We start from the raw sequence: 15946 nt of genomic DNA on the forward strand, positions 1-15946 counted from the left end.
TAAGGTACAGGTTGTTGCTAATAGATAACAGGTTGTTCACCATCCGGACAGATAAACTCTGCCCTGCACAATTCCTTATACGTTATTCCGTCGCTACATACATAGAAGCAGTCTCCGGGAAAAGGATAGCTTATTCCTCCGGAAATACTTTTCAGTTTCTCTTTACTCAGTTTTTTTAGATTTTTCATAATATTTTAGTTTGATGTTAGCCTAAAGATAATCAAAATACTTATAAATCAGCCATGATGGAATTATTTTTTTTATTGCAAAAATTTTGTTAAGGATTTAATTCATAGTATTATAAGAAAGGTGTGGAAATTAAAAACCACTCGGGAAAGAGTGGTTTCAGTTTCTAATTATGTTTGAACTTCAATTTTACATTGAGTCGTCCGGACATTTGAAATCATCACTGCAGCCTGCACAGATGACAGTACCATTACAGTAATACATACAAAATTCAGGCTCCGGAAGTTTGATTCCTGCTCCGGAAATACTTTTCAGTTGGTCTTTTCTTAGTTTTTTTAAATTTTTCATACTGTTTTAATTAAAAATTTGATAGTAATGTAAATTTATGCAAAATATTTTTAACTAATATCGATATGGTATGTAAAAAAAATAAAAAATAGTTGAAGGGCTTAAGCATGGCATTCTGTTTTCGTGAAAAGCAGGTAACCAGGAAGGGAAAATAGTTGGAGATCTATAGTATAGAAAAAAAACAGTCAATAATTAACCTGCTGTTATACAAAAGATAACATTCAAAACAGATCAATTATTGACTATTATAGTATTATTTTTTAATCAAGCCCAGCTCGATCAGTCTTTCATGTAAAAATTCCCCTGCTGTTGTATCTTCATACAATTTTGGATTGTTTTCATCTACGCAGTTTTCAAGTGCATTTAAAGACATAGCACTGATTGGGTGCATAAAGAAAGGAATTGAATACCTTGAAGTACTCCATAATTCTCTTGGGGGGTTTACCACTCTGTGAATAGTAGACTTCAATTTGTTGTTGGTATGTCTTGAAAGCATATCTCCAACATTGATCATCAATTCATCCGGCTCTGCAATAGCATCAATCCATTCCCCGTTGTGGTTCTGAACCTGAAGACCTTTACCCTGTGCTCCCATTAAAAGAGTAATAAGGTTGATATCTCCGTGTGCTGCTGCTCTTACTGCATCATCCGGCTCTTCAGTGATCGGCGGATAATGGATAGGTCTTAAGATAGAATTTCCTTCTGCAATTTTATCATCAAAATAAAATTCATCCAGACCCAGGTGAATGGCTAAAGCTCTTAGCACATACTGGCCTGTTTTTTCAAGCATCTGGAATGCTTCTTTACCTACTTCATTGAATTTTGGAAGTTCTTCAACGATCACATTGTCAGGATACTCTTTTTTGTATTTTGAATCATCAGACAGGTATTGTCCGAAATGCCAAAACTCTTTTAAGTCTCCTCTTTTGAAACCTTTAGCCGTTTCTTTACCGAATCCAACATAGCCTCTTTGACCACCAATTCCAGGAATCTCATACTTGTGTTTCGTTTCCACTGGCTGTTCAAAAAAGTTTTTTACCTCTCCATACAATTCATCTACCAGGTTGTCATCAAGAAAGTGGCCTTTTAAGGCAACAAAACCAATTTCTTCATAAGCTTTTCCGATTTCATTTACAAATTTCTGTTTGCGTTCCGGGTTGTCCGAAAGGAAATCACGCAGGTCTACACTAGGTATTTTATCCATTTTTAGAAATTTACGAACAGCAAAATTACATTTTTTTTAAATTAAATGATTTTAAAATCATTTTTTATAAGTTAAATTTGCGGTATGAAAAAATATTCTTCTAAGAGAAGTATTCAAATACTTGCACATCTTCTTCAGCAGTATGGAATTTCAGATATTGTCATCTCGCCGGGATCACGAAATGCTCCCTTAGCGATTCACTTTTCAGAAGTGGATGGTTTCAACTGTTTCAGTATTGTAGATGAAAGGAGTGCAGCATTTGTAGCAATGGGGATGGCTAAAAGTGAGAAGAAACCGGTAGCGATTACCTGTACCAGTGGCTCTGCAGTAGTCAATTATTACCCGGCAGTTACAGAAGCTTTTTATCAGAATATTCCACTTTTGGTATTAACTGCTGACCGGCCAACGGATTTTATTGATATTTTCGATGGGCAGACAATCAGGCAGAAAGATGTTTTTCATCAGCATTCCTACGGTGATTTCCAGCTTTTGGAAGACAGTAAGGAAAATGCAGAAGATATTAATTTCGATATTATTAAAAAAGCTATCGAGCTTTGCTTTGAAAAGCAGGGCCCGGTGCATATCAATATACCTTTAGAAGAGCCTTTGTATGAACTGGTTTCAGAACTTCCGGCTTTTCCTTCTGTTGAAAAAACAATCAGACATAAAGAGTATGAAATTCCCTCCCATCTGATTGCCGGATGGCATACCTCGCAAAGAATTATGTTGTTGGTTGGGACACGAGATTACAGTCCTGAATTGGAAAACCAACTGACTCAGCTGGTAAAGAACCATTCGGTAGTTGTTTTAAGTGAAGCCAATTCGAATTTGCATCATGAAAAATTCTTCAGACATATTGACCGGCTGATCTTTAATTTTACAGAAGAAGATTATAAGACGTATGCTCCGGACCTGTTGATTACTGTGGGGCAAAATGTAGTTTCTAAAAAAGTAAAACAATTTTTGAGAAGCGCACGTCCAAAACAGCATTGGCACCTGGATGAAGTGTGGCAGCCGGATACCTATTTCTCTCTGACAGAAAAAATTGAGGTTAAGCCTGAGGTTTTCTTCTCTAAACTTTTAAATTTCATTAATCTGGAGCCCAGACCTTACTTCAACCTATGGGATGTGCTGAGAGATAAAAAAGATGCAAAACATCAGCAGTTTTTAAATACTGTCGGATTTTCTGACTTTTACTTTTTCAATAAAGCTTCACAGTCGATTCCTGAGAACTATAATATTCATTTCAGTAACTCTTCAGCCATAAGATATGCTCAGCTGTTTGATTTTGGCAAAAGGAAAATGTTTTGCAACAGGGGAACCAGCGGAATTGACGGATCTACCTCTACAGCAATGGGTTTTGCAATCAAAAATGAGAATCCTACATTGTTGATTACCGGAGATTTAGGATTCTTCTATGATATCAATGGCCTGTGGAATCAATATATTCCACCGTTTGTAAGAATTATGATCTTTAATAACGGGGAAGGGAATATCTTTAAAATCATTCCAGGTCCGGGAAATGCCAACCCCAATACATTGGATGAGTTTATTGCGACAAAGCACCGTAAAAATGCGGAACATTTAGCGAAACACTTTGGTTTCTCGTATATCAGAGTGGAAGATGAACTGACCTTAGACCGTGTATTGGAGAATTTCTTCAAACCGGATGCACAGCCAAAAATCCTGGAAGTAAATACCCACGGGAAAAACAGTGCAGATGTATTAAAGGACTATTTTAGTTTTCTTAAATAAAATTAAAGATCCAGGTATTCTTCATTTCCTGGCAGATTCATAATTCTGTCGATAGGATAAATAAACATATCATCGAAATCATTTAAAGCATTAATGATTTGAAAATGTGTGAATTGCTTTATGTTTTGTAGGGTAATTTCCGCTTCTTTGATTTTTTTGTGTTTTAAAAGATGTTGTCTCTGTACACCATTTAAAAGATAGGTATTTGGGGTAAACCATTCCTTACCTTTTAAAAATAAAAGATTGGAAAAAGAAGTATCGGTGATATGGTTGTTTTTAACGATAATGATTTCCTCAGCTTTAGACTTCATCTTCATTTTATCCAGCTCTTTCCGGTCCTCAAACTTAAAAGAATAATCAAAGCTGTTATTTTCTACCAGCTGAAAATCATGTATTTCAGGAATTGCATAGGGAATCATTTGAGTCCGGACCTTTTTATCCAGATCATAGGAAACTCTTAGTTTAAACAGGCCGTCTTCATCATGATGCAGATTTTTGTAAATTTTAACCAAATCAATAGGATCTTCTTTCCCAAAGTGAGAAAAAGTCTGATTGACACGTTTCTGATGTAAATCGGGCAGGAAAATTTCCTGATCTTCTATTTTAATGCTTTCAATGAATTGGGACATAAATTTTATTTTTCATTTCCTGATATTCGTCTTCTAATTTACTCATGTGTGTGATGCCTCCTCCGCTCTTGAAATAAAGTTGCTCGCCTTCTTTTTCAATAAAACGTATCATCACACAGCTGTCGACATTTTTGCCGTCAAACCAACCGCAGACTCCTGTATAATACCCTCTGTCATATCCTTCTGCTTCCAGTATGATTTCCAGGGTTTTGGGTTTTGGAGCTCCCAGAATTGATCCTGCAGGAAGTAATTTTTGCATTACACTTCCCAGCTTCCCGTTAAATTCAGGTTTTAATATACCTGAAATTTCAGAACTCATGGCGTACAGATCTTTTTGCTGAGTTTTAATAAAATCAATTTGCTGAAACTGATCTACTTTCACATCATCTGCTACCATGCTCAGATCATTCCGGAGAAGATCTACAACGGTATAGTGCTCTGCTTTTTCCTTTTTGTCATTCTTCAGAATTTCTGCTGCATTTTCCACTGAGGCATCAATAGTGCCTTTCATGGGATAAGTCAAAATTTTACCATCGATGATCCTGACAAAAGTTTCTGGAGAAAAAAATACAAAAAAATCTTTATAAAAAACTTTATACTTTGCATTTGAATGATAAAAAATTTCTTTTAGGCTTAAATTGGTCTGAATTTTAGTTTTTCTGGTATAATTTACCAAATAAGAATTTCCCAGACGAATATTTTTCTGAACTTTTTCAAAACCTAATTTAAAGCTTTCCAGCGTTTCCGGAAATGATTTCCATTCAATTTTTTCAAGTAATTCCTGTTTGTTTTTTATGGTTGAAAAACTCTGAAAATCAATAAGTAAGCCTGATTTTTCTATTTCGTCTTCTTTGTATATTTCGACATTCTCGGATAGGAAGTCGATAACGAAAAAGTAAGGAACCTTCTGAAGAGAAAGCTCATCCATTTCTAGAAATTTTTGATGATTCACTGAAAACATTCGGCAAAAATACTTATTGATGTTTACTTTTGCATAAAATTTTTATGATGCAGAATAAATATCCTCAGAAACCGGGACTAGATTTTATATTGAAGCAGGCTTTTTTTTATTGGAATAAAACGCTTTTATTCCAGCTGATGTTTTCGATCTTTTATTTTGGAATTTTCCTTTCGGTACTTTTTTTCTTTGATTCAAGATATGCTATTTTAAGCCAATATGCAGAGGCTGCACAATATGCAAAAGACGGAATGGAGGTGTATTCCGCACAGTTAGCGAAAATGATGTCCAATGATGGATTTCAAAAATTTTCCTGGGCTATTATAGGAACTACCATTTTTCTCTACCCCCTGAACCTTGGATTTTATCAGATATACAGAAAGCTGGATCTTAATGAAAAACCGGAGTTAAAGGATTTGCTTGTTGGATATAACGGGATTAATTTTTTCAAATATATAGGATATTATATATTCTGGTTTTTTGTATTTGCCTATACATTTCAGACCATTATTTTGGGTATCGTCTGGGTGCTGGTTACTCTGTTTGTGGCCCCGATAATGTTCTTTACTGATAAAAGAATTTTTGAAGCGATTTCTTTAAACTTTAAAGCACTGAGAATATATTTTCTTGAAATATTTGTTTGTGTTATAGTGGCTGTCTTTTTCAAATACGTCGGTTTTGCGTTGTTTTTTGTAGGAGGTCTTTTTACTTTTCCTTTTTGGAATGCAATGATTTATTCTCTTTATAAAACAGCTTTTTCCGAACAAAAATAAATTTCAATAGGGTTTAGTGTGTTTTTTACCAAAATAAGTTAAATTTGGTAAAACCATTAAAATATTAAACTATGTCTGAATTTAACGAATTTGATCAACAGGGTTCTGTACCTAACAAAGATACAGGATCAATAATTTCACATGCATTTGACATGTATAAGGGTGTTTTCGGTTATGGAATTGTTGCCATGATAATTTATCTTATCGGAGGATACATTATACAAACACTTACAGGATTTAATTCTGCTTCCATGATGGAGGAAATAAGAGATTCAGGAGGTGACTTTAATTACTGGAATGCTCCCGGATTTCCGATGTATATGACATTCTCCGGTCTTTTTGGTATTTTATTAGCTCCTTTATATGTAGGATTAATCTACATTGTTAATAAATTCAATACGAAAAGTCAGATTGAGTTTTCGGATCTGTTTATAGGATATCGTCAGAATTTTGTAAATATATTGATCTACAGTATCCTTTCAGGGATTATTTCTTCTATTGCAGCAGCATTATGCTTTTTCCCGCTTATTTTTGTGTATCCGTTTCTTTTATTAGGATATCCAATTCTATTATTTGAAAATGCTTCAGCCACTGAGGCTTTAGGAAAGTCTTTTAATATCGCAAAAGAAAACTATGCTGTTTTCTTATTGGTAACACTTTTAGGAGGTATTATTTCTATTGCAGGAATTATTCTTTGTGGAATTGGAATTATTTTGACTGCTCCATTTATGATGATTGTCATGTACTCTACCTACTGTGCATTCCTGGGAAAGCCGAGACAAATCATGTATAAGCAATAAAAACAGCAGTAATAAATGATGAATAAAGACAAACAAATAAGCGGTGTTGCTATAAAGCAGGTTTTTCTGCTTGTTATTATATTGGTATTGGCAGGGCTGATTTGTTTTAACCTGGCACTTTTTATACCTTCGGTATTGGGTGCTATAACAATTTATGTAGTATGCCGCAAGTATAATTTTTATTTACAGGAAGTTAAAAAATGGAAGCCCTGGTTGGCATCATTTGTTTTAATGTTGGCCAGTTTGGTGATTTTAATTTTGCCAATTTATTTTATAGCCGACCTTCTGATAGATAAAATAGGGAATGCACAGGCATATATGGCTAAGTTCAATGTATTTCTGGAAAAAATACATACTTATATCGATACTAAATTTGGGTTTGATATCCTTAGCAAAGAAAATATGGACAAAGTAAAAGGATCAGTAGGGAAAATCTCTACGGTTGCTGTAAGTGGAACTTTTAATACCCTTACGGTGATTATGTCCATGTACTTTATTCTTTATTTTATGCTTGAGAAGCCGAGGTTATTTGAGAAAATACTTACCTCATCAGCACCTTTAAAGAGAGCGAACGTTTCTTTGATTGGCGACAAGATGAGAAAGCTTATTATTGCCAATGCAATAGGAATTCCTGTTGTAGCCATCGGACAAGGAGTTGTAGCCTTAATTGGTTATTTTATTTTTGGTGCGCCAAGCCCTGTTTTGCTTTTTGCACTCACTGCCGCCGGGTCGATGATTCCTGTAGTAGGAGCAGCCATAGTGTATATTCCTGTTTGTATTTATATGATCGCCGTAGGAGATACCGGACAAGGGGTTGGATTGGCAGTTTACTGTATCGTTGTCGTTGGTTTAACGGATAATTTACTGCGGTTTACATTGCTGAAAAAACTGGAAAATATTCATCCTTTAAATACAGTATTTGGAATTATTATGGGAATGAATCTCTTCGGCTTTATGGGGCTTATTTTTGGGCCGATTCTGATTTCGCTTACCTTACTTTTGGTTCAGGTGTACAGAAATGAATTTTCGGATGAAGATGCCCCTCCGGATCTGGAAATACCTGATCAGGAAATAGGAGAGAATAAATTAATTTAATAAGTTAAAATTGGAAGGAGTAAATTCAGAAATACTAAAAGAAATCTGTGTGGTTAAAATGCCTTTCGGTAAATACGAGGGGACCACTTTAGCCGATCTTCCTATAAGCTATCTTGAATGGTTTAACCGGACAGGAATGCCTAAAGGAAAACTAGGGATGCAGCTTTCAACCGTTTATGAGATCAAGCTGAATGGATTGACGGATCTTTTGATTCCGATCAGAGCCGCGGTGAGAAATGGAAAATAATACTCGTAAATTGTAAGATAAACTTAAGGCGGCATCGAAGATGCCGCCTTAAGTTTTTATATTTATTCTCTATTAACTCAGATTATTAACTTTTCAAAGCTGCAATTTCATCCCTTAATTTGGCTGCTTTTATAAAGTCAAGGTTCTTGGCTGCTGCTTCCATTTCTTTTTGTTTTTGCGTGATCATTTTCTCTATATCTTCCCCGGCATAGCTGGCTTTTACTTCAGCTACTTTCTGCAGGATTTCTTTCTGGGTATATTTTTCGTCCGGGAAGTCTTTGGTCCTTCCTACAAGGTTTTCAGATATTTTTTTGTTTAAGGCTGTTGGCTTAAGACCATGTTCATCATTATACTGCATTTGTTTTGCACGGCGGTATTCGGTTTCATCTAAAGTGGCCTGCATAGATTTGGTGATTTTATCAGCGTACATAATGGCTTTTCCATTAATATTTCTTGCAGCACGCCCAACGGTTTGTATCATTGATCTTCGGCTTCTCAGCATTCCTTCTTTATCGGCATCAAGAATAGCTACCAATGAAACTTCGGGTAAATCTAAACCTTCTCTTAATAAATTAACACCAATCAAAACATCAAAAAGACCTAAACGCAGATCCTGCATGATCTGAATACGCTCCAGGGTTTCAACATCAGAGTGGATATATCGTGTTCTGATTCCGAATTTTACAAAGTATTTGGTAAGTTCCTCAGCCATTTTCTTGGTAAGAGTAGTCACCAGTACTCTTTCATCAGCGTCAGCTCTTTTCCGGATTTCCTCCATTAAGTCGTCAATTTGGTTGAGACTGGGCCTGACTTCGATAATAGGATCAAGAAGTCCGGTAGGACGGATGATCTGTTCAATATAGGCTCCTCCTGTTTTTTCTAATTCATAGTCTGCGGGAGTTGCAGAAACATAAATTACCTGATTCTGTATCGCTTCAAATTCCTCAAATTTCAACGGCCTGTTATCCATTGCTGCAGGTAATCTGAAGCCATATTCTACTAATGCTTCTTTTCTGCTACGGTCACCCCCGTACATAGCATGAACTTGTGGTACGGTAACGTGGCTTTCATCAATAACCATTAAAAAGTCTTTCGGAAAATAATCAATCAGGCAGAAAGGTCTCGTGCCCGGAAGCCTGCCATCCAGATATCTTGAGTAATTTTCGATTCCCGAGCAATAGCCGAGTTCTTTAATCATTTCAAGATCCAGCTCTGTTCTTTCCTGAAGTCTCTTAGCTTCTAAAGGTTTTCCAATGGAACTGAAAAAGTCTACCTGCTTTACCATATCATCCTGAATATCCTTGATGGCTCCATTCAGTGTTTCTTTAGAAGTAACAAAAAGATTGGCAGGATAGATCTGAATCTGCTCAAAGTTGGAATCTACATTTCCGGTTACAGGATCAAAACTTTGGATTTTTTCAATTTCATCTCCAAAAAACTGTATCCTGAGTGCATTGTCGGCATAAGCAGGAAAAACATCTATAACATCACCCTTTACCCGGAATGTTCCCCTTTGAAATTCATTTAAGGTTCTGGCATATAGCGCGCTCACCAAAGAATGTAAAAGGGCCGTTCGGGTTACTTTTTCACCAATTGCAATGGAAATTAATGACTTGTGGAATTCCGTGGGGTTTCCAATACCGTAAATACAGGAAACCGATGCTACAATCAAAACATCCCTTCTTCCCGAAAGCAGACTGGCCGTGGCAGAAAGACGTAATTTTTCAACTTCCTCATTAATACTCAGGTCTTTTTCAATATATGTTCCGGTGGTCGCAATATAAGCTTCCGGCTGATAGTAGTCGTAGTAGCTGACAAAATATTCAACAGCATTTTCGGGAAAGAATTCTTTAAATTCCATGAAAAGCTGAGCTGCCAACGTTTTGTTATGAGCTAGTACTAAAGTGGGTCTTTGTACGTTTTGTACCAGATTGGCTACTGTAAAGGTCTTTCCTGAGCCTGTTACCCCGAGAAGAGTTTGGTATTTCTCGCCGATATTGATTCCCTCAGTAAGTTTTTCAATAGCCTGTGGCTGGTCTCCGGTAGGTTTATATTCTGATTGAAGCTTAAAATCCATAGAAAAGAATGTATAGAACAAAAATACGAAAGAAATTATTAGACAGGATAAAGTTTTGAAGACGAATATCCTGATTGTGAAATTTTAACTTATTGATGATCTTTCGTTTCTTTTATTATTTGTGGAGCTGCTGCTTTTGAGTTTTCTGATCATTTGTGTGCCTTATGATTTCCGAAAAAAAAGCGCTATATATTTAGCGCTTGTATGTTATGGTTTTTAAAAAGAGAGTGCGGCGGGGAGTTTCACTACTGCTGCTATAGCCTTTCCATTTTGAGTGCCGGGCGTCCATGTTACTTCATTACCTAAGACCGTGAGGGTTTTAAGAAGCTCACTGTTAAATATTTCATTGTCACCTGACGTGGTTACTTTGGTTGTTTTTCCATTTTCATCAATGTAAATATAAGCAACTGACTTAATGACTCCTTTGAAAGCTTTCATTTTGCTTACATCCATGGTGTTGGCAATTTTTGAGCGAAGGGCCTGACTTCCACCAGGATATTGTGGCTCAATAGTATGATCATTGGAATTTAAAGTTTTCTCGGTTAGTGTGTTTCTACCCTCATTGGCTTCTGTTATTGTTTTCTTTTTAGGAGATAGTGTGTCTGTTGTGGTTTTGAAATTTTCCTTCAGGCGTACTGTTACCGGATTCTGTTCCTCATTTTTAATACTTTTCTCAGAAGAATATATTACTTTAGTTATCTGTTGTGGTAGCACTTTTTTTGATGGCTGTAGCGGTTGTGTTTCTGTATTTGCCTGGATGGGATTATTGGCATAGGTTTTCGAAGCAAATACCATAAAGGCAGCGATAAAAACAGGTACACTTGCAGCCTTTTTTAAGACAATAAATTTTGATTTTTTGGTGGTCATCATAATAAAACGTTTTTTGGTGTTGTTAAAATTAAATGAGTGGGTCAGTGTTGGATTTTGGCTGTTGATAATTTCGTCTAAAATTAAAGACTGATAACTTTTAACATTAAAATTATTCTTTAAAACGGCCTCGTCCGCGAGAAATTCATGATTGGTAACCATGGCTTTTTTGTATAGAAAAAGAACAGGATTAAACCATGTGAAGATTTTTAATACTTCTATGAATGCAATATCAATACTGTGTTTCTGGTCAATATGACTCTTTTCGTGCAAAAAGATCCTTGAATCAATGACATTGTTGGTAATATAATTTTTTCCCAAATAAATCGTATTCCAGAAGCTAAATGGAGAAATTCTTTTTTCTGTTGATACAATATGGTAATTCAGATAGGTGATTCTTTCACCTTCTATTTTCTTTATCGTCCGGATAGCCAGAATGCTTTTGACCAGTAGAAAAATACTGATAGCTGCATAAAGAATCCACATCATATTCATCCAGTCAAAAGAGCTTTGTCCGGATGTTATCATGATCATCTGCTGTGCTGTTTCTTCAATAGTCAGCTGAGCAATTTTTTCTGGTTTTTGAAAGGAGCTTGTAATTGAAACAAAAGGTACTGTATAAGAAAACACAAGGGAGAACAGTAAATAGAACCTGTTAAATCCATACATTTTCTCTTTTTCCAAAAACAAATGGTATATCGCGATCAATAGTGAAGAGCAGATCATTATTTTTAGAACAATAGCAACCATTTTTTAATCTTTTATCTGTTGATCTATTATTTCACGAAGTTCTTTCAGCTGTTTTTGACTCAGTTTGGCATTAGAGGTAAAAAAAGAGGCAAACTGTGTCACCGAGCTGTTGAAAAAACGGTCAATCATGGAAGTCATTTCTTCCTTGAAATATTCCCCTTTCTCTATCTTTGGATAGTATTCGCGGGAATTTCCATACAATGTATACCCTACCAAATCTTTATTCTGCATTCTTTTCAGCAGTGTGGCAACCGTAGTTGCGGCCGGTTTTGGTTCTGGATAAGAATCTAAAATTTCTTTCATGAAAATTTTCTTTTTTTTCCAAAGAATTTCCATAAGAGCTTTTTCTGAATCAGTTAGTTTTATTTCTTTCATTCTACAATATTGCAATTAGCTCTACAAATGTAGAATAAAAGTTTTACTATGCAAATTTTATGGCATTATTTTTCCATTCATTTTAATACCTAATCCATAATGTTATGAATATCAATCAATTTTACATCCCATTATTGAGTGTTTTCTTTATTTTGTCTTCGTGTAAGAAAGCTAATGTGAATGCTCAGCAGGTGGGAGCAGATGGCAGTGTAGAAACAGAATCCCCCAATTCTGACTATAAGCCTGCATTTAAAGGGCAGACAAGGATTAAAGCTGTAAAGACAGTAACTCCTTATCAAGCAGAGATTATAAACAAAGATCTCGGAAAACCATGGGGCATTATCAATCTGCCGGACGGAAGATTTCTTATTACGGATAAAAGAGGACATATGAACCTTGTATCCCAGGATGGAAAGCAGGTTTTTAAAATAGAAGGATTTCCGAAAGTAGATTCAAAAGGACAGGGAGGAATGCTTGATGTTGCACTTGACCCTGATTTTAAAACCAATACTACCATTTACTTCAGTTTTTCGGAACCTTTCGGAAAGGGGAATCTTACCTCTGTAGCAAAAGGAAGGCTGTCCGGGGATTTTAAAACTATTTCAGATGTTAAGGTGATTTTCAGAGCAGAGCCATCCTATGATGGTGACAAGCATTATGGAAGCAGGCTGGCATTTGATAAAGATGGATTTTTATTTGTAAGTACAGGAGAAAGATCAGATAAGGTAACAAGGGTATTCGCTCAAAAAACAGATAATTATTTAGGCAAAATACTAAAAATCACAAAAGACGGAAAGCCTGCCCCCGGCAACCCTTTTATCGGCAAACAGGGATATAAACCTGAAATTTATGCCTATGGTATCCGAAATCCGCAGGGAATGGCTATTGATCCGAACGGAACACTTTGGGATGTGGAAATGGGCCCACGCGGTGGAGATGAAATTAATCTTATACAGCCCGGCAAGAACTACGGATGGGGAGATGTAACCTATGGAATTGAGTATTCCGGGCAAAAAGTAGGTGAGGGAATTACACAGAGAGAAGGTACAGAGCAGCCGGTTTATTATTGGGATCCTGTGATCTCTCCCAGTGGAATCACCTTTTATACAGGAAATGTTGACGAATGGAAAGGAAACTTATTTATAGGATGTCTGAGTGGAGAACACATCAATAGAATTGTAATGAAAGATAATAAAGTGATAGGTGAAGAACGCCTTCTGGCAGATCAAAAAGAACGGTTCAGGGATGTTTTAAACGGAATGGATGGTAATCTGTACGCAGTGACAGACAGTGGAAAGCTCTATAAAATTTCAAAAAAATAAACCAACAACTCCTGAAATGAGTTCAGGAGTTGTTGGTTGTAAGAATCAAAAAGAGGAAAATTATGAGGGCTTATTCCATTTAAGTTTCATTAAAACTTAAAGTTTAGTCGGGCAAAAACCTGTCTTCCTCCAAACCCCATTTGTACGGGATCAAAAATACCTCCGGATTCTGTATTTCCTGATGTTACCTGAGAGGATTGAAGAGTAGGATATCTGTTGAATATATTTTTACTTCCCAATGTAAGGTTCAGGTTGCTGGTAAATTCATAGCCAAAGGAAAGGTCTGTAGTTACTTTTGAATTGTAGACCTGTTCAGCATTATCATAACCTATTAAAGTGATTTTATCAAATCTTACAAGCTGCAAATTGGCGTTAAACTTGCTGATTTTATAGTTGAGGTTTAGATTAATCTTTGTTTTAGGTGCAGAGGCCAGAATAAACCCTTTTTCTCGGGGGCTTAAGTAGATATCTTCTTTGCCTTTTAACTGCTCTGAAGTATTCACTTTGGTAATTTCCATGTTGTTGTAATTACCTGCCAGAGTTGCGGTTAGCTTGCCGGAACCGATGGTTTCATTATAATTTAAAATAACATCTATACCCATTGTTCTGGTATCTATAGCATTTGCAAAAAACTGAGCCTGATTAATGTATGGGTATTCTGCCTGAACATCAGCTGGCAGGTCATCTCTGGAAAAATTTCCGGTCAGAACAATTCTATTTTTTACTTTGATATAATAACCATCCACTGTAGCTGTAAATTTTCCGGTATTAAAAGTAAATCCGGCACTTCCATTGACAGATGTTTCCTGTTTCAGCTGGTCAATTCCTACTTTGTTGGCAAGGTCACTGTCGTTAGATGCCAATTGAATGGTAACAAGCTTTCCTCCCTGAAAATTGGTAAATTGCTGGCTGTAATATTTCTGTGCCAGAGAAGGAGCTCTAAAACCTGTTGATACCGATCCCCGGAATGCCAGCTGCGGTGTAATAGCATAACGGGTAGCGAATTTACCGTTTAAAGTACTTCCAAAATCATTATAATTTTCAAATCTTCCGGCTAAACTGATCATCCATTTCTTAGTAAGATCAAGTTCGGTGTCAACATAGGCAGCAAAATTATTTCTGCTTTTACCAATGTCCGTAGAATAACCGGGAAAGCCCTGAGATCCTCCAGGTCTTACTGCCCCGGATAAAGGATTGGTGACCAACAGAGCATCCGGAGTTGTTCGGGTTACAATGTTTCCATTGATATCATACATGGCATAAGATGCTTCTTCGCCTTTAATAATTTCAAATTTTTCATACCTGAATTCAGATCCGAAAGCAATATTGAGACCTTCCAATACCTTAAATTGTTTGGCTGCATTAAAACCTGTAGTATTTTGAAGTAAGGAATGTCCCCCGGCATCAAAGCTAGTGGGAGATTGAGCTCCTAACGTAGCATTTACAGTGTTTTTGATATCATAGGTAAATCGATTGCTTCCAAAAGCATTATAAAAATCAACATCCCAGTCTGCTACTTTGAACTTCAGACCGTTATCAAAGGTGAAATCAGTGATGCTGGTATCTTCAATCGGATCAAAGCCATTCGGATAAATTTCAGGAATGTTTCCATCAGCTTCAGGGGTTCTGGTCCATGCGTAAGCTTTAGTATTCCTGTGTGAGAATCCCTGACGTGAGTAGAATGTAAGTCCGTCAGATAATGGGAGTTCTATATTTCCGAAAAAATACACATTCTGAGCTTTTGCATCTCCAAAGCGCTGTCTGGGAGCGGTGTATCTGTCAGGATTGGCATTTCTTATAGCATAGTCTTTATTGACGAATTCAACAGTAAAGTTTCCAAATCCGCCCTTTGAACCTATTTTTGTTCCCAGGTTTCCACTGAAGTCAAAGGTATTTCCGTCAATTTTGCGATCTGATACAATATCTTTGTCTCCGGGACTTTTAAAAAGATTCATCCCATAAAAAGCGTTCCCCTCAAAACCCTTATCACGGTCATTAAGGATGACATTGATCACCCCGGCAATAGCATCTGAACCATATTGTGCTGAAGCGCCGTCACGAAGGACTTCAATTCTTTTGATGGCACCAATGGGAATGGTATTCATATCAGATCCTGTATTTCCCCTTCCTTTGGTTCCGAAAAGGTTGATTAACGAAGATTGATGGTATCTTTTTCCATTGAGTAATAACAATGTTTGATCAGGGCCTAAGCCTCTCAATGTGGCCGGATCTACCGCATCAGCGCCATCTGATCCGGATTGTTTATTGGAATTAAAAGACGGTGCCGCAAACTGCAGCAGCTGGTTGACTTCTACCTGTCCTGTTGCCTGGCTTACCTGCTTAATGTCAATGACGTCTATAGGAACAGGTGTATTGATGACCGTTCTTTTTTTATTCCGGCTTCCCGTAATGGCAACTTCCTCTATTTTTGACTCTTTGGCAATAGTATCTTGTATTTGCTGAGCATAGGATAATGAAGAAGCACTAAGAAAAATGACGCTGATGTATTTTATTTTCATATTTGAGACTTTGGTTGGTGATTGTCTCAAAATTATTAATT

At 36.5% G+C, this 15946-nt stretch carries 15 protein-coding genes; 6 read left to right on the forward strand and 9 right to left on the reverse strand.

Features of this window, described 5'->3' with window-relative positions; translation table 11 throughout:
• Positions 1-17: 17 nt before the first annotated feature.
• From MP477_RS05935 to MP477_RS05945, 3 genes are all read right to left on the reverse strand, one after another.
• Entirely contained in the window at positions 18-188 is a 171-nt protein-coding gene (locus MP477_RS05935) for a bacteriocin (RefSeq protein ID WP_230032859.1), read from the reverse strand.
• Positions 189-375: 187 nt separating this feature from the next.
• Complete coding sequence (locus MP477_RS05940) at positions 376-534, reverse strand: hypothetical protein (protein WP_230032857.1); 159 nt, start codon at positions 532-534, stop codon at positions 376-378.
• 253 nt (positions 535-787) lie between these two features.
• Entirely contained in the window at positions 788-1738 is a 951-nt protein-coding gene (locus MP477_RS05945) for an isopenicillin N synthase family oxygenase (RefSeq protein ID WP_230032856.1), read from the reverse strand.
• A gap of 84 nt (positions 1739-1822) precedes the next feature.
• Here MP477_RS05945 and menD point away from each other — a divergent pair, with 84 nt between their 5' ends.
• Positions 1823-3493 carry a 2-succinyl-5-enolpyruvyl-6-hydroxy-3-cyclohexene-1-carboxylic-acid synthase gene (menD, locus tag MP477_RS05950; protein ID WP_257189583.1) on the forward strand — a complete coding sequence of 557 codons (1671 nt, stop codon included), beginning with the start codon at positions 1823-1825 and terminating at the stop codon, positions 3491-3493.
• A gap of 2 nt (positions 3494-3495) precedes the next feature.
• On the opposite strand, the gene MP477_RS05955 is transcribed toward menD, so the two are convergent.
• Together MP477_RS05955 and MP477_RS05960 are read right to left on the reverse strand one after the other, a co-directional pair.
• Positions 3496-4122, reverse strand: a complete 627-nt coding sequence (locus MP477_RS05955) for an aminotransferase class IV (RefSeq protein WP_230032846.1) — start codon at positions 4120-4122, stop codon at positions 3496-3498.
• On the reverse strand, positions 4106-5083 hold the full coding sequence (locus MP477_RS05960) for an aminodeoxychorismate synthase component I (protein ID WP_257189584.1): 978 nt from the start codon (positions 5081-5083) through the stop codon (positions 4106-4108). The genes MP477_RS05955 and MP477_RS05960 overlap by 17 nt, the downstream gene beginning before the upstream one ends.
• Positions 5084-5127: 44 nt before the next feature.
• Between MP477_RS05960 and MP477_RS05965 the strand changes: the two genes are divergently transcribed.
• The 4 genes from MP477_RS05965 (at position 5128) to MP477_RS05980 (ending at position 7995) form a co-directional block, all read left to right on the forward strand.
• A complete protein-coding gene (locus tag MP477_RS05965) occupies positions 5128-5853 on the forward strand; it encodes a hypothetical protein (RefSeq protein WP_257189585.1) in 726 nt (241 codons plus the stop codon).
• A 71-nt stretch (positions 5854-5924) separates the two neighbouring features.
• Positions 5925-6653: a beta-carotene 15,15'-monooxygenase gene (locus MP477_RS05970; RefSeq protein WP_230032838.1), complete on the forward strand. Its 729-nt coding sequence runs from the start codon at positions 5925-5927 to the stop codon at positions 6651-6653.
• Positions 6654-6668: 15 nt separating this feature from the next.
• The gene (locus MP477_RS05975; protein WP_230032837.1) at positions 6669-7748 is read left to right on the forward strand and encodes an AI-2E family transporter; all 1080 of its coding nucleotides are present in this window, start codon (positions 6669-6671) and stop codon (positions 7746-7748) included.
• A 10-nt stretch (positions 7749-7758) separates the two neighbouring features.
• Positions 7759-7995 carry a DUF3820 family protein gene (locus MP477_RS05980; RefSeq protein ID WP_257189586.1) on the forward strand — a complete coding sequence of 79 codons (237 nt, stop codon included), beginning with the start codon at positions 7759-7761 and terminating at the stop codon, positions 7993-7995.
• Positions 7996-8080: 85 nt separating this feature from the next.
• Here MP477_RS05980 and uvrB read toward each other — a convergent pair whose 3' ends face one another.
• From uvrB to MP477_RS05995, 3 genes are all read right to left on the reverse strand, one after another.
• Positions 8081-10072, reverse strand: coding sequence for an excinuclease ABC subunit UvrB (gene uvrB / locus MP477_RS05985; RefSeq protein WP_257189587.1), 1992 nt, complete (start codon positions 10070-10072; stop codon positions 8081-8083).
• A gap of 216 nt (positions 10073-10288) precedes the next feature.
• Positions 10289-11689: a M56 family metallopeptidase gene (locus tag MP477_RS05990; protein ID WP_257189588.1), complete on the reverse strand. Its 1401-nt coding sequence runs from the start codon at positions 11687-11689 to the stop codon at positions 10289-10291.
• A 3-nt stretch (positions 11690-11692) separates the two neighbouring features.
• Entirely contained in the window at positions 11693-12064 is a 372-nt protein-coding gene (locus MP477_RS05995) for a BlaI/MecI/CopY family transcriptional regulator (RefSeq protein WP_257189589.1), read from the reverse strand.
• Positions 12065-12168: 104 nt separating this feature from the next.
• Here MP477_RS05995 and MP477_RS06000 point away from each other — a divergent pair, with 104 nt between their 5' ends.
• The gene (locus MP477_RS06000; protein ID WP_257189590.1) at positions 12169-13386 is read left to right on the forward strand and encodes a PQQ-dependent sugar dehydrogenase; all 1218 of its coding nucleotides are present in this window, start codon (positions 12169-12171) and stop codon (positions 13384-13386) included.
• 89 nt (positions 13387-13475) lie between these two features.
• Here MP477_RS06000 and MP477_RS06005 read toward each other — a convergent pair whose 3' ends face one another.
• Positions 13476-15905 carry a TonB-dependent siderophore receptor gene (locus MP477_RS06005; RefSeq protein WP_257189591.1) on the reverse strand — a complete coding sequence of 810 codons (2430 nt, stop codon included), beginning with the start codon at positions 15903-15905 and terminating at the stop codon, positions 13476-13478.
• Between the last annotated feature and the right edge of the window lie 41 nt (positions 15906-15946).

The sequence above is a fragment of the Chryseobacterium sp. WG23 genome (assembly GCF_024586575.1).
GTDB lineage: Bacteria > Bacteroidota > Bacteroidia > Flavobacteriales > Weeksellaceae > Chryseobacterium.

Excerpts from the sequence above, each read along its gene's own strand:
- MP477_RS05990 (WP_257189588.1), bottom strand. The coding sequence starts at position 11,689 with ATGGTTGCTATTGTTCTAAAAATAATGATCTGCTCTTCACTATTGATC.
- MP477_RS05970 (WP_230032838.1), top strand. The coding sequence starts at position 5,925 with ATGTCTGAATTTAACGAATTTGATCAACAGGGTTCTGTACCTAACAAA.
- MP477_RS05940 (WP_230032857.1), bottom strand. The coding sequence starts at position 534 with ATGAAAAATTTAAAAAAACTAAGAAAAGACCAACTGAAAAGTATTTCC.
- MP477_RS05965 (WP_257189585.1), top strand. The coding sequence starts at position 5,128 with ATGATGCAGAATAAATATCCTCAGAAACCGGGACTAGATTTTATATTG.
- MP477_RS05955 (WP_230032846.1), bottom strand. The coding sequence starts at position 4,122 with ATGTCCCAATTCATTGAAAGCATTAAAATAGAAGATCAGGAAATTTTC.
- MP477_RS05960 (WP_257189584.1), bottom strand. The coding sequence starts at position 5,083 with ATGTTTTCAGTGAATCATCAAAAATTTCTAGAAATGGATGAGCTTTCT.
- MP477_RS06005 (WP_257189591.1), bottom strand. The coding sequence starts at position 15,905 with ATGAAAATAAAATACATCAGCGTCATTTTTCTTAGTGCTTCTTCATTA.
- MP477_RS05975 (WP_230032837.1), top strand. The coding sequence starts at position 6,669 with ATGATGAATAAAGACAAACAAATAAGCGGTGTTGCTATAAAGCAGGTT.
- MP477_RS05935 (WP_230032859.1), bottom strand. The coding sequence starts at position 188 with ATGAAAAATCTAAAAAAACTGAGTAAAGAGAAACTGAAAAGTATTTCC.
- menD (WP_257189583.1), top strand. The coding sequence starts at position 1,823 with ATGAAAAAATATTCTTCTAAGAGAAGTATTCAAATACTTGCACATCTT.
- MP477_RS06000 (WP_257189590.1), top strand. The coding sequence starts at position 12,169 with ATGAATATCAATCAATTTTACATCCCATTATTGAGTGTTTTCTTTATT.
- MP477_RS05995 (WP_257189589.1), bottom strand. The coding sequence starts at position 12,064 with ATGAAAGAAATAAAACTAACTGATTCAGAAAAAGCTCTTATGGAAATT.
- uvrB (WP_257189587.1), bottom strand. The coding sequence starts at position 10,072 with ATGGATTTTAAGCTTCAATCAGAATATAAACCTACCGGAGACCAGCCA.
- MP477_RS05945 (WP_230032856.1), bottom strand. The coding sequence starts at position 1,738 with ATGGATAAAATACCTAGTGTAGACCTGCGTGATTTCCTTTCGGACAAC.